The organism is Planococcus liqunii, from assembly GCF_030413595.1.
In the GTDB taxonomy this organism is placed as follows: domain Bacteria; phylum Bacillota; class Bacilli; order Bacillales_A; family Planococcaceae; genus Planococcus; species Planococcus liqunii.
In genome coordinates this window covers 470,699-496,796 of record NZ_CP129238.1, presented here as the reverse complement: position 1 = coordinate 496,796, position 26,098 = coordinate 470,699, and the positions used below count along the sequence as shown (strand labels likewise).

The following is a 26,098-nucleotide window of genomic DNA, read 5'->3' as shown; positions in this document are numbered from 1 at the left end:
CTGGGTGCTGGAGTCCGGGCTATAAAAAAGAGCAATTCCCAAAAGCAATTCTAAGGGAGTTGCTCTTTTGGATATACTCAAATAAAAAGAAAATGGTGATATTAATGGAACAAGGGAAATTGAATTCGATTGCGGATGTAAAAGGCGTGGCTGTCGGCCATGTCACACTGGAAGAAGACCCATCGGAAACAGAAGCCGTCCGCACCGGCGTCACCGCCATCTTGCCGCATGCAGGCAACTGGTTTGAAGAAAAAGTGCCGGCGGCAAGTTTTGTCTTAAACGGCTTCGGCAAAACCGTCGGCCTCGTCCAAATCGATGAGCTTGGCCTTTTGGAATCGCCGATCATGCTGACAAACACATTCAGTGTAGCCGCTGTGCTGCAAGGGACGATGAACTGGATGCTGCGGGAAAATCCGGCAATCGGCGACTCCACCAGCTCCCTTAATTTAGTCGTCGGCGAATGCAATGACAGCTATTTGAATTCAATGCGCCGCATGGCCGTCACACCTCTTCATGCGGAGGAAGCCATTGGCAGTGCGCACACAGACTTTGCGCAAGGTGCAGTCGGGGCCGGAAAAGGCATGATCTGCTACGGCGTTAAAGGCGGCATCGGTTCGTCGTCCCGCGTTGCCCGATCTGGAGAAGACCATTTTACAGTCGGCGTCCTGGCGTTGACCAATTTCGGCCGCAAAGAAGACATCATTCTGACCAACTGGCTGGCTGATAAACCGGCTCCCGATAAGCCGGATGGTTCGGTCATTATCGTCGTTGCCACCGATGCGCCGCTCGACAGCCGGCAGTTGAAGCGCCTGGCTAAACGAGCAGCTATCGGCCTTGGGCGCACCGGCACCTCCATCAGCAACGGCAGCGGCGACATTATCATCGCCTTCTCCAATGCCCGCCGCACTCCGCACCAAGCCAATGAGGCATTTGAAGCATCCAGAATCCTAAGGGATGACCATCCGCTGATGAATGAACTGTTCCAGGCAAGCGTGGAAGCGACGGAAGAAGCGATTTACCAGTCGCTGTTCCACGCAGAAACAACCACGGGGCGGTTGGGGCGAGTGGTCGAAAAAGGTATATTTAATTAAAAAGGAGTTGGCACCCGTTTGGGGCCAACTCCTTTTCCTATAGCAAACTGTATGCCGCACCGAACAACAGAAGTCCAGTCAGCAAGGTGAACACCAAATAGCTGATTCCCTGAAGCCATTTGCCATCTTCAAAATCTTTTACGGCATCCAATGCCATCGTGGAAAATGTAGTGAATGCTCCGAGAAATCCCGTTACCCAGAAAGCCGAATAGTTTTCGGAGCCGATTAGCGCCCCCATTGCGAACGACCCGGCGCTATTGACGAACCAGGTGGCGATTTTCGGGTGCTTCGCCCGGCTTTCTGCCAGCCAGTAAAATCCGTAGCGCGCCATGGCGCCGAAAAATCCGCCTACAGCCACCGCAATCATTGGACACCCCGCCTTCTGCCAATCGCTAATCCGGATGCAGCGGCCATTATGGAAGCCGCCGTCATGGAAACAGCAAATACTGTCCCTTGCCAAAAGGACGTTTCCAGCAAGCGAAACCAGTCAGCGGAAAAAGCCGAGAAGGTTGTAAACGAACCGATTAGGCCGGTGGATAAAAACAGCCGGAATTCAGCTGATTTGTACGAAAAACGGGCTGCAATCCAGCCAATCAGCAAACTGCCGAAAACATTGACCGTCCATAAACCCATGGATGAGGGTACGATTGCATATACACCCGCTCGGAGCAAGGAGCCCACCATTCCACCGAAGCCGACCGCTAAAAGTCGTTTCATGAAAACCGCCCCATATCGTTTTCTCCCAGTGTAACTCAATCAGCCGTTAAAATTAATGTGCTTCCTTCCACCTCTTCCTCGATTTCCGTTTCGTGGTAATCTCCATTTGCCCAATCATCCACTTGGTTATGGAAATAATCCGATTTTAGATGGCCGCTGAGCCCCGGCCCGACAATATGGTAGGCGCTCGACAAATCGCTGAGATCTGCCACAAACCGCCAGGAAGCTCCGTGGTCGACATTGCCTTCTCCATCAAAAGCAGCTGCCTGAACCGTGATGTTCGAACCGCCAATCGGCACCGGTTCCGGATTCAAAAATTGTCCCAGCACCGGAGAGGCGCCCGTTATTGGGTGCGGGAACGTCAATTGATGGTCGTCCCCCCATTTCCACTCGTTAACATCCTTGCCGAATTCTTCTTCTATTTCCCCGAGGCTTGTTTTGAGCGCATCGGTCAACCATTTGCCTGTGCCGCCATACTCCGCGACCCAAGCTCCTTCCTGGCCGCTGAACGCCTCCCGCATCATCTGGTCGGTGATGTGGTTTTTGCCGGGCAGCAATTCGTAGACGTCTTCAGGGAAATCTTTCGCCAGCATCGTTTTCGGCAATTGCTTCATCCATTTATGAAACACAAGCGGCGCTGCCTGATCCTTGCTGTCCACTTGGTCCCATTTCTTCATCATGTTGAACAAGTCATTGTATTCATCCGTTTCCCCTTCAACCGCTGCCATCATGCCATCCAGAAATTCAGCCGCGTATAAATTCTTCTGGTCCATCTGAAGCGCCATCATGTCCTCCGGCGTTAAATCATCCGTGGCTTCAAGCACTTCGGCAATCCGTTCATAGCGGTATGGCTGCGCCCAGAAATCCGTGATGTGGTAAGGATAGGAATCGTCGACCACTTCGTTGTTCGCCGTTGCAATAAACCCGCTTTCCGGATTCACTGCCTTCGGCAATTCATCAAATGGCACATATCCTTCCCAGCCATAATTGGCTGAATCGCCCGGCACCGGCAGCTGGCCATCACCGGATTTGCGCAATGGTATGCGGCCATTCGCTTTATAGGCAATCGTGCCGTCCGTTGAAGCGAATACAAAGTTCTGGGCAGGCGCCTGGAAATCTTCCAATGCCGTTTCAAACTCTTCCCAATTGGACGCTTTATTGAAACTTAGCACGGCTTGCAATTCAAGCGTCGGCTCAAGCGCGGTCCACTGCATTGAGAACAGGGCTCCCGGGTCTTCTTCTTTGTACAGCACATTGGAAATGATCGGGCCGTGGCGAGTGACGACTACCTCAAAGTCTTCGGTTTTTCCGTCTTTTACTCGGATGGGTTCATCCCGCACTTCCGCCTGCTCCCATTTGCCTTCATAACGGAACTGCGTCGGATCATCCGGATTCGGCGTTTCAATGTAGAGATCCTGCACATCCGGCCCGACATTCGTCACGCCCCAGGCAATTTGTTCGTTATGCCCGAGAATAATGCCCGGAATGCCGGCAAAGATGACGCCGCTGACATTTTGCTCAGGCGATTCCAAATGCATCTGATACCAGATGGACGGGGTGCTGAGCCCGAGATGCGGATCGTCCGCGAGCAGCGGTTTTCCGCTTTCGGTTTTATCTCCTGCCACTACCCAGTTGTTGCTGCCGTTGAATTCAGGCGGAATGACCGACGCATCAAATTGTCCCGCGACTTTCACCGGCTGCTCCAAATTCGCTTCGATGATGGACGGCGCATTCTCCGGATATTTAATAAACAGTTCGCGCGCCTTTTCTTCCGGGAACTCATTGAGCGCCCAGTGGCGGATCGCAAGCGTCGACCAGTTGCCGCCGAGGTCATATGCCATGAATTTCCCAATCGTCAAGGAATCGACCGGTGTCCATTCTTCCGGCTCATACCCGAGCAGCGCAAACTCATAGCTCAACGTTCCATCCTTTTTTGCTTCTTCCATATAAGCATTGACGCCATCTGCGTACCATTCAAGCACTTTCTTGGCTTCGTCGTTATAGCCGTCCCATGATTTTTCAGCCGCATCGCGCAAGCTGAATGTCCGGAAGAATTTGTCTGTATCGACAGCTCCCGCTCCCACCACTTCCGCTAAGCGGCCGCTTGCCTGCCGGCGTGACAAATCCATCTGAAACATCCGGTCCTGGGCTTGAACATACCCTTGTGCCCGGTACAGGTCTGCGTCAGAATCCGCTTCGATATGCGGCACACCGATTTCATCGCGCGTGACTTTTACGTCTCCATCCAGTATAGCCATAGTACTTTCGCCTTCAATGACCGGACTGGAATTTCCTATGTAAACGTTTACAAAAACTAGCGCCGCAACTGCCAGCAAGAGCAATACACCCATCGTCCCCAATAACCACTTCAGCCACTTTCTGTTCTTCGGCTTTTCCCCCACCTTTGTTCCCCCTCGTATCCATTGTGTAGTTTATACTCTTATATCTTTTCGACTGCATGCAAAGAAATTCCTTTAACAGGAAAATGAAAAGCATAGTCCTACATAAAAAAAAGCGATGGCCCAAGTATGGGCACATCGCTTTTTTAAATAGAATCTTCTCCGACAATCTTAACTTCCAGTTCCAAGTCAATGCCGAATTTTTCAAAGACAGCTGTTTTGACCATTTCAATCGTTTGGATGTAATCATTTGCCGTTGCATTGTTTTTGTTGACGATAAAACCGGCATGTTTTGTCGAAACTTCCGCTCCGCCAAAGCCTTTGCCCTGAAGCCCGCTTTCCTGAATCAGTTTTCCGGCAAAATTGCCTGGCGGCCGTTTAAAGACACTGCCTGCCGACGGAAATTCAAGCGGCTGCTTGGTTTCGCGCTGAATCGTCAAGTCGCTCATTTTTGCATCAATGGCTGCCTGTTTGCCAAACTCCAATGCGAATTCAGCCGACAAGACATAATAGCCTTTTTTGATAATGATGCTTTTCCGGTAGCCCAGCTCTAAATCTTCCTTAGATAAAACCAATTTTTCCCCTTCACGGGTCAATACAGTAGCCTGGCGGATAATGTCTTTGATTTCTCCGCCGTATGCGCCGGCGTTCATTGCCATAGCGCCGCCGATAGAACCCGGGATGCCGCAGGCGAATTCAAAGCCTGTCAGCCGGTTGGCCGCTGCTATTTTGGAAACTTCCTTAATATTGGCGCCGCCTTGCGCATAAACGGACGTACCATCAATGCGAACTGTGCGGAGGCTTTTCAAGTTCAAGACAATTCCGCGGACGCCGCCGTCACGGACGACCATATTCGAACCATTGCCAAGCAGCAACAGCGGTATTTTGTTTTCATATGCATATTTAACTGCATAAGCAGTTTCATCTTCGGTTGTAGGGGTTACAAAAATATCAGCTGGCCCACCCATTCGTGTTAATGTATGTAAGTGTAGCGGTTCATCCATTTTCACGTGATCATCAGCCAAAAAGCGGCGTAAATCACTTAACCATTGTTCTTTCGTCATTCCAAGCAAATCCCTTCTAACTTTTCGCTTCTATTAGTATCCGATTTTATTGTTGATTTGACAAGTGATAGCCGCATCTTCCGTTCTAAAGACCGATAAAATAATATCTTGAATTCGAGAATTATTAATTAAAACCTATTGACTTTGAGATTTTATGGCGGTATAGTGAAAGTAGATAGAATATTTAGGAGGAATTATACATGAAAAAATGGACAATCGACGCAGCTCACTCTGAAATCGGCTTCTCAGTAAAACACATGATGATCTCTAAAGTAAAAGGCTCTTTCACTTCATTCGACGCGGAAGTTGAAGCGAACGAAGAAGACCTAAACGGCGCTTTGATCGATTTTAAAATCGATGTAGCAAGCATTAACACAAATAACACAGACCGCGACAACCACTTGCGTTCTGCTGATTTCTTTGATGCTGAGTCTCACCCGCATATCACATTCAAAGCAAACGACATCACGAAAAAAGACGATGAATATGAATTGACCGGCGACCTTACCATTAAAGGCATCACCCGCCCTGCTACTTTCGAAGTAGAATACGGCGGAAAAGGCACAAACCCATGGGGCGTAGAGGTTGTAGCTTTCAGCGCAGAAGGCAAAGTAAACCGCAAAGATTTCGGCCTTACATGGAACCAAGCGCTTGAAACAGGCGGCGTAATGGTCGGCGAAGACATCAAAATTGCGCTTGAACTAGAAGCAAACCCTGCATAATAATACGAAAAGCAGAAGCACCTGTTCAGCTCTGAAAGGCATAAGAAAGTCCAGCGAAGTGGCGCTCTTTGCCACACAGCTGGGCTGGCTTATGTCCCGAGGAGCTAGGCGCTGCAGCTGGACATGAAAAGCGGGACCAAAAATCAAAAGCAGTGCGGAGATCTCTCCGCACTGCTTTTTTTAATATTCCTGTTCGATTTTCTTCAGCGGTTTGACAGCTGGCCCATCCAGCACTTCTCCCGTATAAGAAAAACGGGAGCCGTGGCATGGGCAGTCCCAGGAACGTTCAGCGTCGTTCCAATGGGTTTCGCAGCCCATGTGGGTACAGGCTGTATCCACCAGATGCACTTGGCCATATTTGTCTTTATAGCCGCCGGCCTTGCCTTTGCCGTATTTTACTAAGCCGCCTTCATCTTTGCCCAATGTCTCAACTGTTTTGGACGGCATTTTCAACTTCCCTTTGACAAGTTCCTTGGCTACGCCACCGTTGTCTTTTAAGAAGCTCAATGCATCGACTGCTTTCATTTTGGTGCGTGTCGGATCATACAATTCTGCGTAAGGATTCGGGTTTCCGAGGATTTGGTCCGACAGCATCATAGCCGCTACGGCTCCGTTCGACATGCCCCATTTATGGAAACCTGTCGCGACTAGAATATTGTCGTAGCCGGCGGTGATTGTGCCGACATACGGCACTTTATCAAGCGTGGTCATGTCTTGTGCCGACCAGCGGTACGGAATTTCACGGATGCCAAAATACTTTTCGCCGAACTTCTCCAGGTTTTTGTAGTGCTCCATGGTCGGAGATTTGCTTTTGCCGGTTGCATGGCCATCGCCGCCGATCAGCAGAAGCTTTTCCCCGTTTTCATCTGTTGCATAGCGGATAGAGCGCGAAGGCATATCCGCGCTGATGTACATGCCTTCCGGAACTTTCCCGGTCGTGCGGGCTCCAATGACATAAGAACGGTTTATGTTGAGCCGTGTAAAGTAAAAGCCGTCTGAACTATTGAACGGGTAATGAGTCGCAACAATCACTTTATTGCAGGAAAGATGAGACATGTTTTCCGTCTGGATCACCGGATCGTTTTTACTCAAAATCTTGACTGCACGGGTTTGTTCATAAATCTTTCCGCCGAGGCGCTCGATTTCACTGACCAGCTTCGCCAAAAATTTGACCGGATGGAACTGTGCCTGATTTCGCATGACAAGCGCTTCCTGCACTTCAAATGGCAGTTCCACTTCCTCTTTCGCCAAACCGCCGTTGATCCCTAACTGCTCGTAAGCTTCCGCTTCTTTTTGAACCAGCTTGGCTCCAATAGCGGTATTGGCGTAGATAAAGGCATTTTGATGCGAAAAGTCGCAGTCGATGCCAAGTTCAGAAGCCGTTTCTTCGATGTAGTTCAGCCCAGCCATATTTGCATCGTAATACTGGCGCGCTTTTTCCTGCCCCATAATTTTAATCAGCGGGAAGTAAAATACGCCATGCTGGGCCGTGATTTTTGCAGTCGTATAGCCTGTCACGCCATCAATCAGCTTGCCGGCGTCGATCAACGTCACTTTCCGCCCGGCTTTCGCCAGCAGGTAAGCGCTGATTACACCGACAATCCCGCCGCCTATAATTCCAACATCCGTAGACTCGTTTCCTTGAAGCGCAGGGTAACTTGGCACATCCTTATACTCTCTCCAATAAGACTTCTGCTCGTCCGGAACTTGCGTGATATTTTCTTCTTGCCGCATGCTGTCCCTCCTCTAAGGTTTTATTAAATGTGTACCCTGTCACCCGAATTCCTAACCTATAAGAAAAGCCCGAAAGCGGATTTCGCTTTCGGGCTTTCGGGAATACATTCAATTATGCTCTTACGCCTTGAAGAGAGCGAGCTGCTTGTTTTACGCGCTCCATGCCTTCTTCAATAATGGCAGGGGCTGCTTCAGGATCAGCTGCATGCCCTTCAATGATGACTTCGTTGATGTCCTGGATGCCAAAGAAGTTCATGATGTTGCGGATATAAGTAACACTCATTTCAGCAGGGGCTGCTTCCGGTGTTGAGTAAACACCGCCGCGAGCATTCAAAATGATAACTTTTTTATCCGGAACCAGACCAACCGGACCGTTTTCTGTATATTTAAACGTCATGCCTGCGCGGTAAATGTAGTCAATAAATGTTTGCAACGCTGCAGGAATCGTCATGTTCCATAATGGGAAAGCAAATACGACAACGTCTGCTTCCATGAAAGCGTCCATTGCTTTAGCAGAAGCAGTCAAAATGCGCTGTTCTGTTTCAGTCATTGCCTCAGCTTGAGCTGATTTTTGCATCGCATTGAAAAAGTCCTGGCCGAAATACGGCATATCTTCTTCAAATACGTCAAAGGTTTGGATGTTTAACCCTTTATCAATTTCATTCATAAATACTTCGTGCATTTTGCTGGAGATACCTTCAGAAGCCGGACGGTTATTCGCTTTAACAACTAATACATTCATCTTAATACAAAACTCCTCTTATGCTATTTTTACAACTCTCGATTTCAAGACATTATTATCTTACCAAAAAGCAGAGTGGAAATCCACCTCTCTGCTCACATGTCACAAGAGTCTCCTGTGCAATAAGTAGTTTTTTTTCTCCCCAATGGCTTTAAAGCGGGACGGATCCCTTCTTCTTCTCCAATCTGGATCAACGCATCCACAAATGCTTCTACCGGCTGGGCACCGGAAATGGCATATTTTCGGTTAATAACGAAAAACGGTACGCCTTGCACGCCGATTTGGCGGGCTTCCTCAACATCGGTCTGCACTTCGGCTGCAAAGCGTTCCGAAGCCAAAATTGCTTGTGCATCTTCCCTTGGAAGTTCCACTTTCTCAGCAAGGTCCACTAATACGTCGGAATTCCCAACGTTCTTAGCCTCAATAAAATAAGCATGGAGCAATTGTTCTGTCAGTTCGGCATCTTTTTCTAAACTTTCCGCCCATTTCACCAAACGGTGAGCAGCGAATGTATTGGCTTCCACCATGCCGTCAAATTTATATTCAAGGCCCACAGTGCGTGCGTGCTCTGCTACCCCTTTTGTCATTTCTTTCGCTTGTTCGACTGTCTGCCCCATTTTTTTTGCCAGTGATTCGTAAGTTGAAACCGTCGAATCTACCGGTGTATTCGGGTCTAATTGATAGGCTTTGAATGAAATGTCTGCTTGGCTTTCATAGCCTGATCTCTTCAAAGCTTGTTCCAGTGTTCGTTTGCCTATGTAACAAAATGGGCACACATAATCTGACCAAATCTCTATTTTCATTTTATCCACCTCTTGGCATTACTATAACAACGAAAACAACAAGCCTCAATTTTTTTGCTTATACAAAGAAAAGCGGAAGCGCCTGTGTAGGTGCGACAGGCATAAGCCAGACCGGCGAAGTGGCGTCCTCTGCCACATAGCTGGGCTGGCTTATGACCCCGAGCATCTAGGCGCTGCAGCTGGACACTAGGAAAAGCGCAAGCGGCCGTCTAGCCCCGGCAAGCGCTGGAAGCCTTGCCGGTAATGGCGCTTTCCACCATTTTCGCCGACAAGACTGAAACGGCTTATCAGGACAGATTCTCAAGTCTAGATACAAAGACAGGCAATTTATCCGTACCCAGTAATTTTAAACACCCATACTTTCTTAAGAAAAAAGAAAAACTGACTCCTGAAAAGGAGTCAGCTAAGCGCTTCGGTGATGACCGGTACAATTTGTTTTTTGCGCGAAACAACGCCTGGCAAAAGAACGCGGTTGTCAACAACGCTTGATTTGAACGCACCTTCGATGATGTCCGCTCTTCTGCCCAGAACGATGGCGACAGAGTTGTTGTTCAAAATATCGGTTACGACGAACGCAAACAAATCCAATCCTTTTTCAGCGATGATTTGCTGCATCAATACTTCCAATTCTTTTTGACGGGTGATAACATCGTTCACATCAATGGCATTTACTTGAGCCACTTCAAAACGGTGGTCGCCTGCTTCGAATTCTTTGGAATCCAAAGACATCAAATCTTCCAATGTTTTATTGCTTAAATCGGCTCCTGCTTTCAGCATAGCCAGACCGTATTCTTCTGCATCCACTTTTGCAATTTCAGCCAATTCGCGTGCCGCTGCAATGTCTTGAGGCGTGCAGGTCGGTGATTTGAATAGGAGTGAATCTGAAATGATGGCGGACAGCATCAACCCGGCAATGTTCGCTGGAATTTCCACGCCGTTTTCCTTGAACAACTTGAGCAGGATAGTCGTCGTGCAGCCTACAGGCTCTGCCCGGAAATAAAGCGGATCCGTTGTTTCAAAATTGGCGATCCGGTGATGGTCAATCACTTCGATGACCTGGACATCTCCAATATCTTCCGCACTTTGCTGGCGTTCGTTGTGGTCGACCAGGATGACCTGCGACACTTCTTCCGATACACGTTCAACAAGGCGCGGCTGTTCGAAAGCGAATTTTTCCAGTGCATAAATGGTTTCGTTGTTTAACTCGCCTAAACGGATTGGCTCTGCCTGCATTCCAATCTGATTTTTTAAGTAAGCATATGAAATGGCCGAACAAATAGAATCCGTGTCTGGATTCTTGTGACCGAATACAAAAACGTTTGACATGTAATAGCCTCCTGAATAAAGTTGGTTTCCGTGATTATTTTAACACAACTCTGCGCGTTGCCGAAATACAATAAGATATGTGCTGGCAAAAATGCAAAAGCTGCAAAGCTTTGTGGCAGAAGCTCGATGGTGCTTTTATGTTTCTGCAGAAAAACAAGGAAGTAACAGTTTATTAAATAGTCTGATAACACGGCTCTTCATTAGATTTTAAGGACTAAAGTATTATAAAAATAGAAATTTAAGATATTATATACTCATCAATTTCCAGCATTAAAAAAAGTTTTTAGAAAATAGAAATAATTATATACATTTTAATAGGACAAATGGTATAATTCCCATAACCAATCCATTGTGTTTCAAAAAAGGAGCGAATTTAATGACCATAATTCTGGAAAAAAAATACATTCCACTTGCCGATTATTTTGCATCAGCCTCCGCTTCCAAAATTACTTTGTCTTTTAACGAAATTGAACAGATTATGGGTCAACAATTGCCGAATGCCGCCTATTTGAACAAAAGCTGGTGGAAAAAAACGAAACCGCCTGCTAAGCATTTCCATGCTTGGATGGACGCCGGTTATCACGTCAGCGAAATTATCACAAACCGCTACGTCACCTTTGAACGGACGGATACTTCCGGCGCCCATAACGCCAACGACGGCAACGAAGATGTCTTGCTGATCCGGGCTGCGGAACACGGCGACGCCCGCTCCCTTGTATCGCTGCAGCGCCAAGTCGAATCAGAATCCGAATTTATGCTGTACGGACAAAACGAACGGGTTCAGTCTACACAAAGCATGCGCAAGCAAATCATCGACTGGAAGCAAAAAGGCCATTCTGCCATCTTTATTGCTATATTGAACGGCGAACATGTCGGTTACTTGATGCTTATCGGAAATGACGCCAAACGGGCAGCTCACCGGGCAGCCCTGATTCTCGGAGTCCAGAAAAGCGCACAAAATAAAGGCATCGCCACTTCACTGCTGCAAAAAGCCGAAGAATGGTCTGCCGCAAAAGGCGTCACTCGCCTGGAATTGACAGTCGTCGAAGAAAACACCGCTGCCCGCAAACTTTACGATAAATCGGGCTACGAAAAAGAAGGCATCCGCAAAAAATCGCTGATGATCGACGAAAAACCGTACGACGAACTTTATATGGCGAAGTTTCTGGATTAAAAAAAGCTCGCAGTCGCGAGCTTTTTTTTGGAATTGTTTAATTTAAAATAGTGAGCCACAAGTAAAGGCCCGTCAAGGTGATAAACAAAGTTGGCACCGTCAAAATGATGCCGATTTTGAAATAATAGCCCCAGCTGATTGTAACCCCTTTGGCTTTCAAGACATGAAGCCATAAAAGCGTAGCCAAAGAACCAATCGGCGTAATCTTCGGCCCGAGGTCCGAACCGATAACGTTGGCATAGATCAACGCTTCCCGCACCACCCCGGTCGTATTGGTTTCCGCAATGGCAAGCGCATCGATCATGACCGTCGGCATATTGTTCATGAACGACGACAAGATGGCGGCGATAAAGCCCATGCCGATTGTCGCTGCATACAAGCCATGGCTTGAAGTCCATTCGATCGCCGTCGCCAAAACGGAGGTCAAGCCGGCATTGCGCAATCCGTAAACCACTACGTACATTCCGATGGAGAAAAAGACGATATTCCAAGGAGCACCTTTCAATACTGCTTTTGTATGGACCGATTCGCTTCTGCGTGAAATCGCCAAAAACAGAATGGCAACGATGCCGGCAATGAACGATACCGGAATGCCAAATGGGCTGCTGATGAAATAGCCGACCAGCAGAATGCCAAGGACTGCCCAGGAAAGACGGAACAATTTCAAATCTTTAATTGCTGATGCAGGCGCCTTTAAAGCACTGGCATCAAACCCTTTTGGTATGTCTTTTCGGAAATACAAATACAAGACGAGCATGCTCGCAAGGATGCTGAACAAATTAGGAACAATCATATGCAGGGCATACTCGGTAAAACCGATGCCAAAAAAGTCGGCCGATACGATATTGACCAAGTTGCTGACCACAAACGGCAATGACGCCGTATCCGCGATAAACCCGGACGCCATGATGAACGGCAGAATCATGGCATCTTTGAACTTCAATGCCCGTACCATTGCTAGCACAATCGGCGTCAAGATGAGTGCTGCTCCGTCGTTCGCAAACAACGCCGCTACAATGGCGCCGAGCACGATGACCAGGAAAAACATCCGCAAGCCGCTGCCTTTGGCAAAACGCGCCATATGTAAGGCGGCCCATTCAAAAAAGCCGATTTCATCAAGAATCAATGAAATGATAATCAGCGCCACAAACGTCAATGTGGCGTTCCAGACGATGCCAGTCACATCCCACACATCTCCAAAGTCGACGACTCCAACAAGCAGCGCCACAATAGCTCCACCGACCGCCGACCAGCCGATCGATAGATTGCGCGGCTGCGCAATAACCAAAAATAACGTAATAATAAATATAAATCCCGCTAACCAAACTTCCACGGTTCCCTCTCCTTAACTACAAACTACTTTTTTCCCTTCGGCCACCAAGGTTTCAATCGTCCGTTCCGGTTCCGGAAGAAGACTCAATAAATGAATCAGTATCGGGTATTGCGGATGGCGCACATTCAATGCCCAAATGGTCCAGCGGCCCCGCTTTTCTTCTGTAACGAGTTCTGCCTGCTTCAATTTGCGCATATGCTGGCTGATGGCCGGCTGCGTCATGTCTAAAAGCTCGGTGAATTCGCAAATGCACAGCGAATCCTTCGACAGATATTTTAAAATCAGCATTCGGTTATGGTCACTGATCGCTTTTAAATACGATTCCATTTGAAGATAATCCATGTTTTCACCTTCTTCGGCTTAGTCTTGCTTATTATATAAGTGTTCGCTTATTGATTCAATAGGCGATTGTATGGAATCGGGATTTATTCGCGTTCCCCAAGATTTATTTGCGCTGCTCTTTGTTCAACTGATTTTGCACGCAAAAACGAAAGATCTCCCCGAGCCACATCAATTCGTTCGCAACTTTTTTGCGCACAAAAAAACCCGGCAGCCAACCTGCCGGGATTCCTCGTCTTTTAAATTAAGCTAATTGTTCAAGAACGCGCAGTGCTTCACGGTTGAATGCCGGAATGTCGTCAGGCTGGCGGCTCGTTACCAATTGGTCTTGGCATACAGCCACTTCTTCATCGACAAGTTTTGCACCGGCATATTCCATATCCACATGAATAGATTTGTAGCCCGTAGCTTTGCGGCCTTCCAATGCTTTCGCAGTAATCAATAATTGCGGTCCATGGCAAATGGCAAAGACCGGTTTTTTGGCGTCCATGAATGCTTTTGTGAATGCGACAAAGCGGTCATCCGCACGCAATTGGTCCGGTGAAAATCCTCCTGGAAGGAATAACGCATCGTATTCGTCCGGGTTTACGTCATCGATTCCTTTATCGATGGTTACGACGGCTTCGCCTTGCTTGCCCGTCACTTCTTTGCCGGCTTCTTTCTCAATTGTAAAGACTTCATGGCCTGCATCGTTGAATGCTTTCGATGGATCCGTATATTCTACATCCTCAAACATGTCTGTGATTAATGTTGCAATTTTTGCCACTATCTTTCACTCCTTCTGTATAAGTACTCTTTTTTAGTATTCCACACAGAGAGAAGATTAAACACACCACTTACCGAAACTTCGAAACGAATGGATTGTCGCTTTCCCAAAAGCGGTACGGATAATGGACCGCTTCTTCTGAATTGCCGATGCCGACGCGCGGCCCGACTGCCACGGCATGAACCGGATCGCCTTCTGCAATATACAAGGGGCGTTCCGTAAAATGATGGCCGTAATAATTCATTGTAATACCCATCGCTTTTGTCAGTTTCCCGGGGCCGCTCGTCCATTGCTTGATGGGCATATGCTTGCCGCGCAGTTCCGCCATCAAATCGATTCCTTCGACCGGTTCCACTGCGCGGATAAGAATCGCACGCGGCGTATCAACCGGCCCGCTGACTACATTGATCAAGGTATGGGTATGCATTTGATACGTATAAACAAGTCCGGGTTTGCCGAACATCACTTCCGTGCGTTTGGTACGCCGGTTGCCAAAGCTGTGCGCCGCCCGGTCTTCCGCACCCATATAGGCTTCGGTTTCCACGATGCGCCCCGCGACGATTCCTTGCGGCAATTCGTGCACTAGGATCTGGCCAAGGAGACTGCGGGACAGCTCAAGCGTTGGCGCTTCAAAAAAGTCTGCTGAGATTGGCGTAAACATAAAAACATCCCTCCTGATCCGTATTATACCGGATTAAGAGCCGTCACCGCCTGTATGAGCGGTTCGATTTCCCGGATGGTACCGTCCTGGAAAGCCTGGACAATGGCGCTTCCGACGATAAAGCCGTCGACGTCTTCCCGCAGCAGGTCCACGTGCTGCGCTTTTGAAATGCCAAAGCCGGCATAAACCGGCACCGGGCTTTTCTCCCGGACGCGGCGCATAAAGGCCTGGACATCACCCGACATTTCGTCGCGCGCACCGGTAATGCCTTTTACCGTCACCGCGTAAACAAATCCTTCCGCCTCATTCAAAATGGCTTCGAGCCGCTCTTCGGTAGTTGTCAGCGTTACAAGCTGCACCAACGCAATCGCTTCTTTTTTGGCGAACGGTTCGACCAGCTCCTGGTGCTCATAAGGAAGGTCCGGGATGATCAAACCCGAAACCCCCGCTTTTTTGCACTCTTTCACAAAATGCTCCACCCCAACCCGCAAGACCGGATTTAAATACGTCATGATGAGCAGCGGGATTTTCACCTCAAACGTCCAGGTCTTCATTTCATCGATCACTTTTTGCAGCGTTACGCCTTCTTTCAACGCGCGATTGCCTGCCGCTTCGATTGTCGGTCCATCTGCCACCGGATCTGAAAACGGGATGCCGATTTCGATAGCGGTCACGCCTGTTTCCTGCAAGTACTGCACTTGTTCACTCAAACGGCCAAGTCCTCCGTCGCCTGCCATGATATACGCGACAAATGCTTTGCCGCCGGATTCCTTTAAGTTCTGTAATCTCTTCATGACAAGCCCTCCAATCTTTCCGCATATGTTGCCATGTCTTTATCGCCGCGCCCGGAAACGCAGATAACCAATAGTTCATCCGGCTTCATTTCTTTGGCTGTTTTCTCGGCTTGCGCTATGGCATGCGCCGATTCAAGCGCCGGGATGATGCCTTCAAGGCGGGAAAATGTGACCACTGCGTCTAATGCTTCCGCATCGGTAATGGAGACATATTCGACGCGGCCAATGTCTGCAAGGTATGAGTGCTCGGGACCGACTCCCGGATAATCGAGGCCCGCTGAAATCGAGTGGGCTTCCAGCACTTGCCCAGCTTCGTCCTGCAGCAGTTTCATGAATGCACCGTGCAATACGCCTTCTGTGCCTTTTGCCATAGTAGCAGCATGTTTTTCAGTATGCAGCCCTTCACCCGACGCTTCGACACCGATCAGACGGACCGATTCGTCCCCTACAAACGGGTAAAACATGCCGATGGCGTTGCTGCCGCCGCCGATGCAGGCAAGAACCGCATCCGGCAACCGCCCCTCGTGCGCCACAATCTGCCGCTTCGTTTCTTCACCGATAACACTTTGGAAATCGCGCACCATGGTCGGGAAAGGATGAGGCCCAAGCGCTGAACCGATCAGGTAATGCGTATCTTCCACATTCGTTACCCAATAGCGCAGCGCTTCGTTCACCGCATCTTTTAAAGTGGAACTGCCTTTTGTGACGCTTTCCACACGGGCACCGAGCAGCTTCATGCGGAACACATTCAATTGCTGGCGCTTAATGTCTTCTTCGCCCATAAAAATGACGCATTCCAGATCGAACAACGCACAAACCGTCGCTGTTGCCACGCCATGTTGGCCGGCTCCGGTTTCTGCAACAATTTTCCGTTTGCCCATGCGCATCGCAAGCAACGCCTGCCCAAGCGCATTGTTGATTTTATGGGCACCGGTATGGTTCAAGTCTTCCCGTTTCAAATAGACTTTCGGGCCGCCCCACGCATCCGTCAACCGCTTTGCATACGTCAGCGGCTGTTCACGGCCGACGTACTCGGATAAATAATGATGGTATTCGTTTATGAATTCGGGATCCTGCTTGGCTTCTGCGTATGCTTCTTCCAATTCCTTGACCGCTTTCATCAGTGTTTCCGGCACAAACTGCCCGCCGTATTTACCGAAAAACCCAACTTTCTCAACTGCTTGCTGCATCGAACCACCCTTTGCCTGTTTGATAAACTCCTGTATTTTAACCGCATCTTTTCTGCCGTCCGTTTCCACTCCGCTTGATACGTCCACCATATGCGGGTTCGTCTGCCCGATGGCTGCCCGGACATTGACGGGATTCAAGCCGCCTGCCACAATCAGCCGGGAAGTATCCACTTGTGCGCCCTCCAGTAAGCTCCAGTCAAAGACCTTGCCGCTGCCTCCCCGGTAATCCGTTCCAGGAGCATCTACTAAGATATAATCAGCTTTTGAACGCTCCAGCTTCTTCACATCTTCTTTGCTGCGGATCGAAAAAGCTTGAATGACCGGCACTCCAATCGCCTGGACCAATTCATCCGGCTCATCGCCGTGCAGCTGCACCATCGTCAAAGGCACTTTTCCCACCGTCTCCTCAATCTCTTCCAGTGATGCGTTGACAAACACCCCGATTTTATCCGTACTGATTGGCACGTGTTTTGCCAGCTCAGCTGCTTGTTCAACGGAAATTTGCCGCTTGCTTGGCGCAAAAACGAAACCGATGGCATCCGCTCCTTTTGCCGCTTCAATGTGCTGAACTTCTTTAAGTCCACAAATTTTCACCCGCGTCATTCGACCGCCTCCTCAGTTGCCGCTTCCCGGATCCAGTTCCCCGGATCTTCGGAACGCATCAATGCTTCACCGACCAAAATTCCGGAAGCGCCGGAACCAAATACAACAGCCGCGTCTTCTTTCGAATGCAAACCGCTTTCGCTGATCAGCAGCCGGTTGCCGCCAAACGGAAAAGTTTTAGCCAACTCGACTGTGCGATTGACCGACACTTCGAATGTCTTCAAGTCCCGGTTATTGATGCCAATCAATTCGGCATCCAGTTCCAGTGCTTGTGCCAATTCCTGGGCATCATGCACTTCCACCAGCACTTCGAGCCCGAGGTCTGCAGCGTAATCAAACAATCGGTGCAATTCTTCTTTCTCAAGCGCCGCAACAATCAATAAAATAATGGTGGCGCCGGCATGTTTCGCACGGTCAATCTGAATTTCACTAATCATAAAATCTTTGCAAAGCACCGGAATCGAAACGTTTTTTGCCACTTCCCGCAAGTCATCGATGGACCCCTTAAAATACGTTTCATCCGTCAAGACGGAAATGGCCGCTGCTCCTGCTTCTTCGTATTTCTTAGCTTGTGCCACTACGTCGACTTCGGTGCGAATATCCCCTTTTGAAGGCGAAGCCCGCTTGATTTCCGAAATGACGCCTTTTTGGCTGCGCAAACAATCAGCCAATCTTGTTTTCTTCGGAAAAGCCTGGCCGTTTGCCTCCAATTTATCGTACTGTTTGATTTCTATGCGTTTTGTTTCAATGATTTCATCCAGAATCGTCACACCAACACCCCCGAAGCCAAACGATGCAGTTCAAATACTTTGGCCGTATCACCGGACATGATTGATTTCCGGGCTTGATGCACGCCTTCTGCAATTGTCTCGGCACGTCCGCTGACATAAAGCACCGTTCCGGCATTGAGCGCCACCGTATCTAAATACGGGCTTTCTTTTCCTTCAAGCACTTCCAGAAAAATTTCCGCGTTGCGTTTCGGCTCGCCGCCGCGAATGGCGTCAATCGGCGCAGTTTCCAGCCCAACCTCATGCGGATGAATCGTCAGATGGCGTTTTCCGTGTTCATCGAAAACAATCAATTCGTTAACACCCGCAAGCGACAATTCGTCCAGTCCGCCTGCTCCGTGGACGATGGCACCACGTGTTCTGCCTAAGCGCATCAATGCGTCCGCCATCGGCTTCATCATGTCACGGCGGTAAACGCCCGTCATTTGGACGGTAATCGGCAGCGGATTCGCAAGCGGACCCACCAGATTGAAAATTGTCGGTGTGCCGATGCTTTTCCGCACTTCGCGCAATCCTCCAAGCGCCGGGTGAATGGCCGGTGCAAACAAGAAAGCAATGCCTGTTCCGTCCAGCATTTCAGGAATGCGCTCCACTTCCACTTTGGTGGAGATGCCGAGTTCTTCGAGCACATCGGAGCTGCCCGTTTTGCTTGAAACACTGCGATTGCCGTGCTTCGCGACAGTCATGCCGCAACCTGCCAGGACAAATGCCGTCAACGTACTGATGTTGAAACTGTACGAACGGTCGCCGCCTGTACCGCACACATCGACCAATTCGCCGCTTACTTCCGGAAGCGGAACCGCTTTTTCTCTCATGGCTTTAACCATCCCGACCAATTCATCGGCGGTTTCGCCTTTCTCATGAAGAAGCAGCAGGAATTGCTTAAGGTTTTCCTGCTCGATCTTCCCATTCAATAAATCCAATGATTTTTCATACATGCCCTGCTCTGTTAAATTCTCGGCTTTTCTCATGCTATCTCTCCTCAGCTCGTATTGGAATGCAAAAATCCCCGCAACCGGACTGATATCCGGTTGCGGGGACGGGGTTAAACCGCGGTACCACCACGCATTAATGCAAATTTGCACTCACTTAAAACAGGCTCTTCGCCTTTCCCTTTAACGCAGGGCCTACGTCTCCCTTACTCGCTTCCGCTTTCAGGCCAGCTCTCCTAAGTCCATTCGCGCAAGCAATCCAATCAGCTCTCACCAGCCGCTGACTCTCTAAAATGGATCCACTTGCCTACTCGTCTCAATCCTCGATTTACACACTCTTCTATTCTGATCTCTTCTCTGGGCTCTTCTCTCAAATGAACTTGCCGCTCGTCCAACAAGTTGACACTCATATTACAATTGTTTTGTATATTCTGTCAAGTGTTATTGGCTGCAGCATTCACAGAAATACACCAGCAGCCAATCTGTACATTTTTATTTTACTGCTCAATCAAAGCTTTTCTGCTCTTCGTAATGATGATCCAACTCTTTTCGCAATGCGGCTTTCAGAAATTTGCCAACGGATGTTTTCGGCACTTCTTTTAAGAACACAACATCATCCGGTACCCACCACTTCGCAAACTGGCTTTCAAGGTAAGCGAGCAGCTCCGCTTTCGTCTGTTCATTTTCTTCGTAGCCTTCTTTCAACACGACACAGGCAAGCGGACGCTCGAGCCATTTTTCATGCGGAATCGCCACTACTGCTGCTTCAAATACAGCTTCATGCGTCATGAGGGCGTTTTCCAGATCGACAGAAGAAATCCATTCGCCGCCGCTCTTGATCAAATCTTTTGTACGGTCCGTCAATTTGATGTAGCCATCCGGTTCAATGACTGCAATATCTCCCGTATATAGCCAACCGTCCCGGAACGCATCATCCGTGCGTTCATCTTTATAATATTCATCGGCAATCCACGGGCCTTTGACATTCAGTTCCCCCATCGTTTTGCCGTCCCACGGCGCAACGCCTTGTTCATTGACAATGCGCACTTCAAGCCCGGGCATCGGCAGCCCTGCCATCGAACGGCGCTCGATGCGCTCGTCCATTGACAAATCCGCCATCGCCGAAGTCGTTACCGCCAGACTGACAAGCGGCGACGTTTCCGTCATACCGTAGCCAGTCACAAAGGGCACCTTGTATTTTTCTTCGAACGCCCGGATCAAGCCTTTCGGCGACGCTGACCCTCCGCAGATGATCATCCGCAGCGATTCCAAATTGCGCGGATTGGCTTCCAGTTCTTTTAAAACGCCCAGCCAGATGGTCGGAACTCCTGCAGTCAGCGTCACGCCTTCTTGTTCAATCAAGTCCAATAGCATTCCTGGCGCAAATCCCGGCCCCGGCAGTACTTGAGTCGTGCCGAACAGAACCGCTGCAAACGGAAGCCCCCATGCGTTGGCATGGAACATCGGAACAATCGACATCGCAATGTCACGCTCTGACAATCCCATGGAGTCGTTCATCCCCAGTGCAAAACTGTGGAGTACGAGTCCGCGATGCGAATACACGACGCCTTTTGGATTGCCGGTTGTCGCTGATGTATAGCACATGCCGGCCGGTGTGTTCTCATCCAAATCTTCGGGAAATACGTAGCTGCCATCTTCCGCGCTGAGCAGGTCTTCATAGGAATGAACATTTTCCAGAGCCGTTTCCGGAAGATCCATTCCGTCTTTCATGACGACGAAATGCTTGACGGTTTTTAGCTGCGGTGCGATTTTTTCAATCAGCGGAAACAAATCATGGTCCACCAGCAGAATTTCGTCTTCCGCGTGGTTGATGACGTAAATGATGTGTTCAGGAGAAAGGCGGATATTGATCATATGCAAAATCGCACCCGAACCCGGCACACCGAAATACAACTCCAGGTGGCGGTGATGATTCCAAGCGAAACTGCCGACTTTTGTCCCGCGGTCCATGCCGAGTTTTTCCAAGGCACTTGCCAGCTGGCGTGTCCGTTTCGCAAAATCTTTATACGGAATGCGGTGGATCTGCTCGCCTGTCCGCGAAATAATCAGCTTGTCAGGGAAATATTGCTCGGCTCGTTTCACAAAAGAAGATAATAGCAGCGGTGCATTCATCATTGGACATCAGACTCCTTTTTCTTTGCGATTTGGGGTTCACGAAATCTGGTTTAACAGAAATTCACTGCCTGCCGGCGAGCCATAAAATGCGGGTGCTCATGCCGTTCATGCGCTTTCAGGACGGGTGCCAAGCAACAATCAACACTCATAGATACCCGATACCATTCCTGCCAGTCTTTTGATTTGAAAAAATTAGCAACTTCCGTGTATTCGGCACTGCCAATGGTTTTCACATTCCATTTTTGCCAATGCGGCTTTTCCGCAAATTCGCAGAAGTTATGCCAGAATTTTTCTTCGAGTGCTCCTAATGTAACGAACCTTCCGTCTTTTGTCTCGTAAATGGCGTAGCTAATGCGATTTCCTGAAATCTCGGGAATGCCGCAATCCGAAATACCGGCTTGGTGATAGATATCGTGATTGCCTTGGAATTCAGCCATCACTTCTGCCAGTGCAATGTCCAAATAAGCACCTTCGCCGGTGCGGAATTTCCGCAGCAGCGCGGCGGTGATTTTTTCGGATGCCAACAGGCCGCCTGTGTAATCCGCAAATGTATTCGCGGGGTGCACCGGTCGGCCAGTACTATCGGCCATTTGATCCAATGCGCCGGACAAGGCCAAATAATTCAAGTCGTGGCTGCCTAGTTCAGCAAGCGGCCCTTTTTGCCCGTAACCGGACAGTGAACAGTACACCAAATCCGGCTTGACTGCTTTTAAGCTTTCATAATCCAGTCCCAGGTTTTTCATAACGCCCGGCCGGAATGTTTCAATCAGCGCATCCGCTGTTTTGGCCAATTCCAGCATTTGCTCATGGCCTTCCGTTGATTTTAAATCTAAATGGGCGATGGTCTTCCCTTTATTATTTGCTTCGTGCACGTAGCCGCCGCTCATAAAACGTGCCGGGTCGCCCGCCGGCGGCTCGATTTTAATCACTTCCGCACCCATCTCCGCCAGGCGCATACCGGCATAAGGCCCGGGCAAGTAATACGTGACATCCAATACACGAATCCCCGTTAACGCCTTATCCATTTACAAGCCCATCCGTTTGGCGATGATGGTTTTCATGATTTCATTTGAGCCGGCATAGATCGCCGCAACTGGCGTGTCGCGGTAGCGCCGTGCGATTTTGTACTCTTCCATGTAGCCATAGCCGCCGTGCAGCTGCATGCATTCGCCGGCTATTTTTTTAGCCGTATCGGTCAGCCAGTATTTTGCCATGGATACTTTCGAGACAATGTCTTTGCCCGCCATATGGTCTTCAATCAGCGATTCTAAAAATGAATGCCCGAGTTCGATTTCAGTCGCCATTTCGACCAATTTAAACTGGGAATTCTGGAACGATCCAATCGGTTTCCCGAACGCTTTTCTCGATTTGACATATTCAAGCGTCGTTTCCAACATGTCTTCTGAAGCAGTTTGTGCAGCAATCGCCACGACCAGGCGTTCCTGCTGCAATTTTTCCATCAAATATGTAAAGCCTTTGTTTTCATCGCCGATCAGATTTGCAGCCGGTACAACACAGTCTTCAAAATACAATTCCGATGTATCCTGTGCGTGAAGGCCGACTTTATCGAGTTTCCGCCCTTTGGTGAACCCAGGCATGCCTTCTTCAATCATCAAAAGCGAGATGCCGCGATGTTTCGGCTCCGCCTTCGGATCTGTCTTGACAACTACCACTACGTGGGTGCTGTTGATGCCATTGGTAATAAAGGTTTTTTGCCCGTTGACGATGTAGTTGTCTCCGTCCCGCATTGCGGTCGTTGAAATATTTGCCAAATCCGATCCCGCTCCCGGTTCCGTCATGGCAATTGCCGTAATATATTCTCCTGTCACGCAGCCCGGCAGCCAGCGCCGTTTTTGTTCATCTGTTCCGTAAGCTTCAATATAAGGGACCGTGATGTCGTTATGCAGGCCAACCCCGGTCAAGCTGGTGCCGACGCGTTCCATCTCTTCGCCGATGATGACCGCATAGCGAAAATCCAGTCCCAGCCCGCCGTACTCTTCGTCCACTTGCGGGCATAAAAACCCCATGTCGCCCATGCGTTTCCAAAACGATTTGGGAATGATGTGGTCTTTTTCCCATTGGTCATATTGCGGCACGGCTTCTTTTTCCAGGAACTTTCTTAGCGATTTCCGGAACAGCTCATGCTCTTCTTCTTCAAAACGGTATTTCCCCATCTCCCTATTCCCCCTTACTTCGGCTGCATACGGATTGCTCCGTCAAGCCGGATCACTTCGCCGTTCAACATCGGATTTTCAACAATGCTTTGGACCAATTGCGCATATTCCGCCGGATGCCCAAGGCGGGCCGGAAACGGCACAGACGCCGACAGCGACTTCACGGCCGCTTCCGGCAAGCCATCGAACATCGGTGTTTGCATCAGGCCTGGCGCAATAGTCATGACACGGATGCCGTCCCGTGCCAATTCACGGGCAATCGGCAAGGTCATCGATACCACGCCTCCTTTTGAAGCGCTATAGGCAGCCTGTCCAATTTGTCCTTCATAAGCAGCAACCGAAGCGGTTGAAATGATGATGCCCCGTTCCCCTTCTGCATTGGGTTCGTTTTTCTGCATGGCTGCCGCCGCTACCCGAATGACGTTGAAGGTGCCGATCAAGTTGACCCGGATGACTTTTTCAAACTGATCAAGCGCTATCGGTTCGCCTTTTGATACGACTTTGCCCGGAGTGCCGATGCCGGCGCAATTGATGACTCCGGTAAGCCCGCCCCATTTTCCAACCACATTCGCTACATTGTGCGCCACTTGTTCCGCATTGGTCACATCGGTTTCAAAATAACAGACGCTCTCTTCACCAAGTTCATCAATAAGCGAACCGGCGCGTTCTTTGTTCAAATCAAAAATGGCCACTTTCCCTCCATTTTCGGCTATCCGGCGAACCGTCGCTTCACCAAGCCCCGAAGCCCCGCCTGTTACAATTGCTTTCAATTCTGCTATATTCATGCCCAGCCTCCTTTTTCCTTATAACCGTTCAATGATCGTGGCGTTCGCCATGCCCATGCCTTCGCAAATCGCAAGCAAACCGTAGCGCCCTTCGATGCGTTCCAGTTCATGGAGAAGCGATACCAACAGTTTCGTGCCGGTTGCTCCGAGCGGATGCCCCAAAGCAATCGCTCCTCCGTTGACATTCAATTTTTCAGGATCTGCCCCGATATCGTTCAGCCAGGCAAGCGGCACAGGCGCAAACGCTTCGTTGACTTCGTAGCGGTCCATGTCCCCAATTTGGAGGCCCGCTTTTTCCAACACTTTGCGGGTTGCCGCAATCGGCCCCGTCAGCATCAAAGTCGGATCTGAACCGACCACTGCACGCGCCACAATGCGCGCTTTCGGCTTCAAGCCCAGTTCGTCCGCTTTTTCACGCGACATCAACAAGACTGCTGAAGCTCCGTCGCTCATCTGGCTGGCATTCCCCGCCGTGATAACGCCGTTTTCATCAAAGACCGTTTTCAAGCCGCCAAGCACTTCTTCTGTGGTGCCGGGACGGGGGCCTTCATCTACGGAAACCAGCTGTTTTTCTCCATCCGCACTTTCCACTTCAACTGGCACAATTTCGCGTTCGTAATGGCCGTTTTGGATCGCTTGTTGAGCCCGTTCATGGCTCTGGACCGAAAAAGCATCCAGCTGCTCACGGCTGAAATTCCACTTCTCGGCAATGCGTTCAGCTGATAAACCCTGGTTGATGATTTCGTACTGCTCCGTCAATTTCGTGCTCGGTTTGGCGCCCTGCATATTGGAGAACATCGGCACGCGCGTCATGCTTTCTACTCCGCCGGCAATGACAATATCCATGTCGCCAGCCAAAATGGCTTGGGCTCCGAAATGGACCGCTTGCTGGCTTGATCCGCACTGGCGGTCAATCGTCACGCCGGGCACATAATCCGGGAACCCGGCGATCAATGCTGCTGTCCGGGCGACATTGCCGCCTTGTTCAGCCACTTGGGAAACACAGCCCATAATAATGTCTTCCACCGCACCTTTCTCAATGCCTGCCCGGTTCACCAATTCCTCCAACACAAGCGCTGCCAGTTCATCCGGCCGAGTATTGGCATACATTCCTTTCCGTCTTCCAACTGCCGAACGGACTCCTTCTACGATGACTACTTCTCTCATTCCTGACACCCCTTTTATATTTTTCTTCCATTATAATGAAAACGCTTTCAATTTAAAGAATTGAATGACTATTCACTCATTAAAGCAATTGTACAAGAATTCCCAAGCAAATACCATAAGAAAATCCTGCAGATGGCTCTGCAGGATTTAGCGTGTATATAAAAACCATTACGCATGATAGATGGAATAGCACACTAGGCTGGTGGCACTCTCGGATCCTCCGTTTCAACCGGACGCGTTCCGCGGGCTCGCGCAGAACTAACTCGGAACTGGCGTCCCGAGTGGATTTCGGCACTTCGTCGCTACGCTGCCCCGCTGGAGTCGCCGGCTTCCACTTCGGATCCTTAGCGTAGCGGCTACCTAGAGGTGCCGCTTTTCTTCTACAATCAGATGGTTGAGCGTCAACCGGATGATCATTCACTTTTAAATGAAAGTGATACGCTCAACCGGACTGGCTACGAAGACTCCTGTGGGAGCAGTGAAGGAGCAACGCGACGGAGCGACGAGAGCTGAAGACCCCGCAGGCAAGACATTGGCCGAAGGCAGTGAGGTCATGTCTTTGCGACGAAGCTAGCGCAGCGATGCAGGAGCAGCGGGTTTTCGAAGCGACGAGGAGACTGAGGCCGAGCCCACGGAAAGCGAAGTGGCCGGTCCGGTT

General features: G+C 49.6%; 24 protein-coding genes and 1 other annotated feature. Of the genes, 3 read left to right on the top strand and 21 right to left on the bottom strand.

What is annotated here, in order from left to right; translation table 11 throughout:
* Positions 1-104: 104 nt before the first annotated feature.
* Positions 105-1,091: a P1 family peptidase gene (locus QWY22_RS02595; RefSeq protein WP_300982879.1), complete on the top strand. Its 987-nt coding sequence runs from the start codon at positions 105-107 to the stop codon at positions 1,089-1,091.
* Positions 1,092-1,128: 37 nt separating this feature from the next.
* On the opposite strand, the gene QWY22_RS02590 is transcribed toward QWY22_RS02595, so the two are convergent.
* The 4 genes from QWY22_RS02590 to murB all read right to left on the bottom strand — a co-directional run bounded on the left by QWY22_RS02590 (position 1,129) and on the right by murB (position 5,271).
* Positions 1,129-1,458: a fluoride efflux transporter FluC gene (locus QWY22_RS02590; RefSeq protein WP_300982873.1), complete on the bottom strand. Its 330-nt coding sequence runs from the start codon at positions 1,456-1,458 to the stop codon at positions 1,129-1,131.
* Positions 1,455-1,808 carry a fluoride efflux transporter FluC gene (locus tag QWY22_RS02585; RefSeq protein ID WP_300982866.1) on the bottom strand — a complete coding sequence of 118 codons (354 nt, stop codon included), beginning with the start codon at positions 1,806-1,808 and terminating at the stop codon, positions 1,455-1,457. The genes QWY22_RS02590 and QWY22_RS02585 overlap by 4 nt, the downstream gene beginning before the upstream one ends.
* A gap of 35 nt (positions 1,809-1,843) precedes the next feature.
* Positions 1,844-4,159: a penicillin acylase family protein gene (locus QWY22_RS02580; RefSeq protein ID WP_436836779.1), complete on the bottom strand. Its 2,316-nt coding sequence runs from the start codon at positions 4,157-4,159 to the stop codon at positions 1,844-1,846.
* 194 nt (positions 4,160-4,353) lie between these two features.
* Complete coding sequence (gene murB, locus QWY22_RS02575; RefSeq protein WP_300982855.1) at positions 4,354-5,271, bottom strand: UDP-N-acetylmuramate dehydrogenase; 918 nt, start codon at positions 5,269-5,271, stop codon at positions 4,354-4,356.
* 200 nt (positions 5,272-5,471) lie between these two features.
* Here murB and QWY22_RS02570 point away from each other — a divergent pair, with 200 nt between their 5' ends.
* Complete coding sequence (locus QWY22_RS02570) at positions 5,472-5,993, top strand: YceI family protein (RefSeq protein ID WP_300982851.1); 522 nt, start codon at positions 5,472-5,474, stop codon at positions 5,991-5,993.
* Between the two features lie 180 nt (positions 5,994-6,173).
* Here QWY22_RS02570 and QWY22_RS02565 read toward each other — a convergent pair whose 3' ends face one another.
* The 4 genes from QWY22_RS02565 to QWY22_RS02550 all read right to left on the bottom strand — a co-directional run bounded on the left by QWY22_RS02565 (position 6,174) and on the right by QWY22_RS02550 (position 10,598).
* Positions 6,174-7,727: an FAD-dependent oxidoreductase gene (locus QWY22_RS02565; protein ID WP_300982848.1), complete on the bottom strand. Its 1,554-nt coding sequence runs from the start codon at positions 7,725-7,727 to the stop codon at positions 6,174-6,176.
* Between the two features lie 112 nt (positions 7,728-7,839).
* On the bottom strand, positions 7,840-8,469 hold the full coding sequence (locus QWY22_RS02560) for an FMN-dependent NADH-azoreductase (protein ID WP_300982847.1): 630 nt from the start codon (positions 8,467-8,469) through the stop codon (positions 7,840-7,842).
* Between the two features lie 95 nt (positions 8,470-8,564).
* Entirely contained in the window at positions 8,565-9,272 is a 708-nt protein-coding gene (locus tag QWY22_RS02555; protein WP_300982845.1) for a DsbA family oxidoreductase, read from the bottom strand.
* A 399-nt stretch (positions 9,273-9,671) separates the two neighbouring features.
* On the bottom strand, positions 9,672-10,598 hold the full coding sequence (locus QWY22_RS02550) for a manganese-dependent inorganic pyrophosphatase (protein ID WP_300982843.1): 927 nt from the start codon (positions 10,596-10,598) through the stop codon (positions 9,672-9,674).
* Between the two features lie 376 nt (positions 10,599-10,974).
* Between QWY22_RS02550 and QWY22_RS02545 the strand changes: the two genes are divergently transcribed.
* Positions 10,975-11,772: a GNAT family N-acetyltransferase gene (locus QWY22_RS02545; protein ID WP_300982842.1), complete on the top strand. Its 798-nt coding sequence runs from the start codon at positions 10,975-10,977 to the stop codon at positions 11,770-11,772.
* A gap of 37 nt (positions 11,773-11,809) precedes the next feature.
* Here QWY22_RS02545 and QWY22_RS02540 read toward each other — a convergent pair whose 3' ends face one another.
* The 13 genes from QWY22_RS02540 to QWY22_RS02475 form a co-directional block, all read right to left on the bottom strand.
* Entirely contained in the window at positions 11,810-13,105 is a 1,296-nt protein-coding gene (locus QWY22_RS02540) for an arsenic transporter (protein WP_300982841.1), read from the bottom strand.
* Between the two features lie 12 nt (positions 13,106-13,117).
* Positions 13,118-13,447, bottom strand: coding sequence for an ArsR/SmtB family transcription factor (locus QWY22_RS02535; protein WP_300982833.1), 330 nt, complete (start codon positions 13,445-13,447; stop codon positions 13,118-13,120).
* Positions 13,448-13,688: 241 nt separating this feature from the next.
* A complete protein-coding gene (locus QWY22_RS02530) occupies positions 13,689-14,210 on the bottom strand; it encodes a type 1 glutamine amidotransferase domain-containing protein (protein ID WP_036807556.1) in 522 nt (173 codons plus the stop codon).
* Positions 14,211-14,280: 70 nt separating this feature from the next.
* Positions 14,281-14,871 (bottom strand): DNA-3-methyladenine glycosylase, encoded by a 591-nt coding sequence (locus tag QWY22_RS02525; RefSeq protein WP_300982828.1) that lies wholly within the window; start codon positions 14,869-14,871, stop codon positions 14,281-14,283.
* A 23-nt stretch (positions 14,872-14,894) separates the two neighbouring features.
* Entirely contained in the window at positions 14,895-15,665 is a 771-nt protein-coding gene (gene trpA / locus QWY22_RS02520; protein ID WP_300982825.1) for a tryptophan synthase subunit alpha, read from the bottom strand.
* Positions 15,662-17,458: a tryptophan synthase subunit beta gene (trpB, locus tag QWY22_RS02515; RefSeq protein ID WP_367281291.1), complete on the bottom strand. Its 1,797-nt coding sequence runs from the start codon at positions 17,456-17,458 to the stop codon at positions 15,662-15,664. The genes trpA and trpB overlap by 4 nt, the downstream gene beginning before the upstream one ends.
* On the bottom strand, positions 17,455-18,228 hold the full coding sequence (gene trpC / locus QWY22_RS02505; RefSeq protein WP_300982822.1) for an indole-3-glycerol phosphate synthase TrpC: 774 nt from the start codon (positions 18,226-18,228) through the stop codon (positions 17,455-17,457). Before trpC ends, trpB begins: the two co-directional genes overlap by 4 nt.
* Positions 18,225-19,217 carry an anthranilate phosphoribosyltransferase gene (gene trpD / locus QWY22_RS02500; protein WP_300982821.1) on the bottom strand — a complete coding sequence of 331 codons (993 nt, stop codon included), beginning with the start codon at positions 19,215-19,217 and terminating at the stop codon, positions 18,225-18,227. Before trpD ends, trpC begins: the two co-directional genes overlap by 4 nt.
* Positions 19,218-19,278: 61 nt before the next feature.
* Positions 19,279-19,511: a binding site (T-box leader), on the bottom strand.
* A gap of 171 nt (positions 19,512-19,682) precedes the next feature.
* Positions 19,683-21,314: a long-chain fatty acid--CoA ligase gene (locus QWY22_RS02495; protein WP_300982817.1), complete on the bottom strand. Its 1,632-nt coding sequence runs from the start codon at positions 21,312-21,314 to the stop codon at positions 19,683-19,685.
* A 50-nt stretch (positions 21,315-21,364) separates the two neighbouring features.
* Positions 21,365-22,339, bottom strand: a complete 975-nt coding sequence (locus tag QWY22_RS02490) for a CaiB/BaiF CoA transferase family protein (protein WP_300982815.1) — start codon at positions 22,337-22,339, stop codon at positions 21,365-21,367.
* Complete coding sequence (locus QWY22_RS02485; protein ID WP_300982814.1) at positions 22,340-23,488, bottom strand: acyl-CoA dehydrogenase family protein; 1,149 nt, start codon at positions 23,486-23,488, stop codon at positions 22,340-22,342.
* A 14-nt stretch (positions 23,489-23,502) separates the two neighbouring features.
* A complete protein-coding gene (locus tag QWY22_RS02480; RefSeq protein WP_300982812.1) occupies positions 23,503-24,273 on the bottom strand; it encodes a 3-hydroxyacyl-CoA dehydrogenase in 771 nt (256 codons plus the stop codon).
* An 18-nt stretch (positions 24,274-24,291) separates the two neighbouring features.
* A complete protein-coding gene (locus QWY22_RS02475) occupies positions 24,292-25,440 on the bottom strand; it encodes a thiolase family protein (RefSeq protein ID WP_300982808.1) in 1,149 nt (382 codons plus the stop codon).
* Between the last annotated feature and the right edge of the window lie 658 nt (positions 25,441-26,098).

Excerpts from the sequence above, each read along its gene's own strand:
- trpA (WP_300982825.1), bottom strand. The coding sequence starts at position 15,665 with ATGAAGAGATTACAGAACTTAAAGGAATCCGGCGGCAAAGCATTTGTC.
- QWY22_RS02535 (WP_300982833.1), bottom strand. The coding sequence starts at position 13,447 with ATGGATTATCTTCAAATGGAATCGTATTTAAAAGCGATCAGTGACCAT.
- QWY22_RS02560 (WP_300982847.1), bottom strand. The coding sequence starts at position 8,469 with ATGAATGTATTAGTTGTTAAAGCGAATAACCGTCCGGCTTCTGAAGGT.
- QWY22_RS02590 (WP_300982873.1), bottom strand. The coding sequence starts at position 1,458 with ATGATTGCGGTGGCTGTAGGCGGATTTTTCGGCGCCATGGCGCGCTAC.
- murB (WP_300982855.1), bottom strand. The coding sequence starts at position 5,271 with ATGACGAAAGAACAATGGTTAAGTGATTTACGCCGCTTTTTGGCTGAT.
- QWY22_RS02565 (WP_300982848.1), bottom strand. The coding sequence starts at position 7,727 with ATGCGGCAAGAAGAAAATATCACGCAAGTTCCGGACGAGCAGAAGTCT.
- QWY22_RS02545 (WP_300982842.1), top strand. The coding sequence starts at position 10,975 with ATGACCATAATTCTGGAAAAAAAATACATTCCACTTGCCGATTATTTT.
- QWY22_RS02580 (WP_436836779.1), bottom strand. The coding sequence starts at position 4,159 with ATGGGTGTATTGCTCTTGCTGGCAGTTGCGGCGCTAGTTTTTGTAAAC.
- QWY22_RS02595 (WP_300982879.1), top strand. The coding sequence starts at position 105 with ATGGAACAAGGGAAATTGAATTCGATTGCGGATGTAAAAGGCGTGGCT.
- QWY22_RS02495 (WP_300982817.1), bottom strand. The coding sequence starts at position 21,314 with ATGATGAATGCACCGCTGCTATTATCTTCTTTTGTGAAACGAGCCGAG.
- QWY22_RS02585 (WP_300982866.1), bottom strand. The coding sequence starts at position 1,808 with ATGAAACGACTTTTAGCGGTCGGCTTCGGTGGAATGGTGGGCTCCTTG.
- trpD (WP_300982821.1), bottom strand. The coding sequence starts at position 19,217 with ATGAGAAAAGCCGAGAATTTAACAGAGCAGGGCATGTATGAAAAATCA.
- QWY22_RS02480 (WP_300982812.1), bottom strand. The coding sequence starts at position 24,273 with ATGAATATAGCAGAATTGAAAGCAATTGTAACAGGCGGGGCTTCGGGG.
- trpB (WP_367281291.1), bottom strand. The coding sequence starts at position 17,458 with ATGACGCGGGTGAAAATTTGTGGACTTAAAGAAGTTCAGCACATTGAA.
- QWY22_RS02475 (WP_300982808.1), bottom strand. The coding sequence starts at position 25,440 with ATGAGAGAAGTAGTCATCGTAGAAGGAGTCCGTTCGGCAGTTGGAAGA.
- QWY22_RS02570 (WP_300982851.1), top strand. The coding sequence starts at position 5,472 with ATGAAAAAATGGACAATCGACGCAGCTCACTCTGAAATCGGCTTCTCA.
- QWY22_RS02490 (WP_300982815.1), bottom strand. The coding sequence starts at position 22,339 with ATGGATAAGGCGTTAACGGGGATTCGTGTATTGGATGTCACGTATTAC.
- QWY22_RS02550 (WP_300982843.1), bottom strand. The coding sequence starts at position 10,598 with ATGTCAAACGTTTTTGTATTCGGTCACAAGAATCCAGACACGGATTCT.
- QWY22_RS02525 (WP_300982828.1), bottom strand. The coding sequence starts at position 14,871 with ATGTTTACGCCAATCTCAGCAGACTTTTTTGAAGCGCCAACGCTTGAG.
- QWY22_RS02485 (WP_300982814.1), bottom strand. The coding sequence starts at position 23,488 with ATGGGGAAATACCGTTTTGAAGAAGAAGAGCATGAGCTGTTCCGGAAA.
- QWY22_RS02555 (WP_300982845.1), bottom strand. The coding sequence starts at position 9,272 with ATGAAAATAGAGATTTGGTCAGATTATGTGTGCCCATTTTGTTACATA.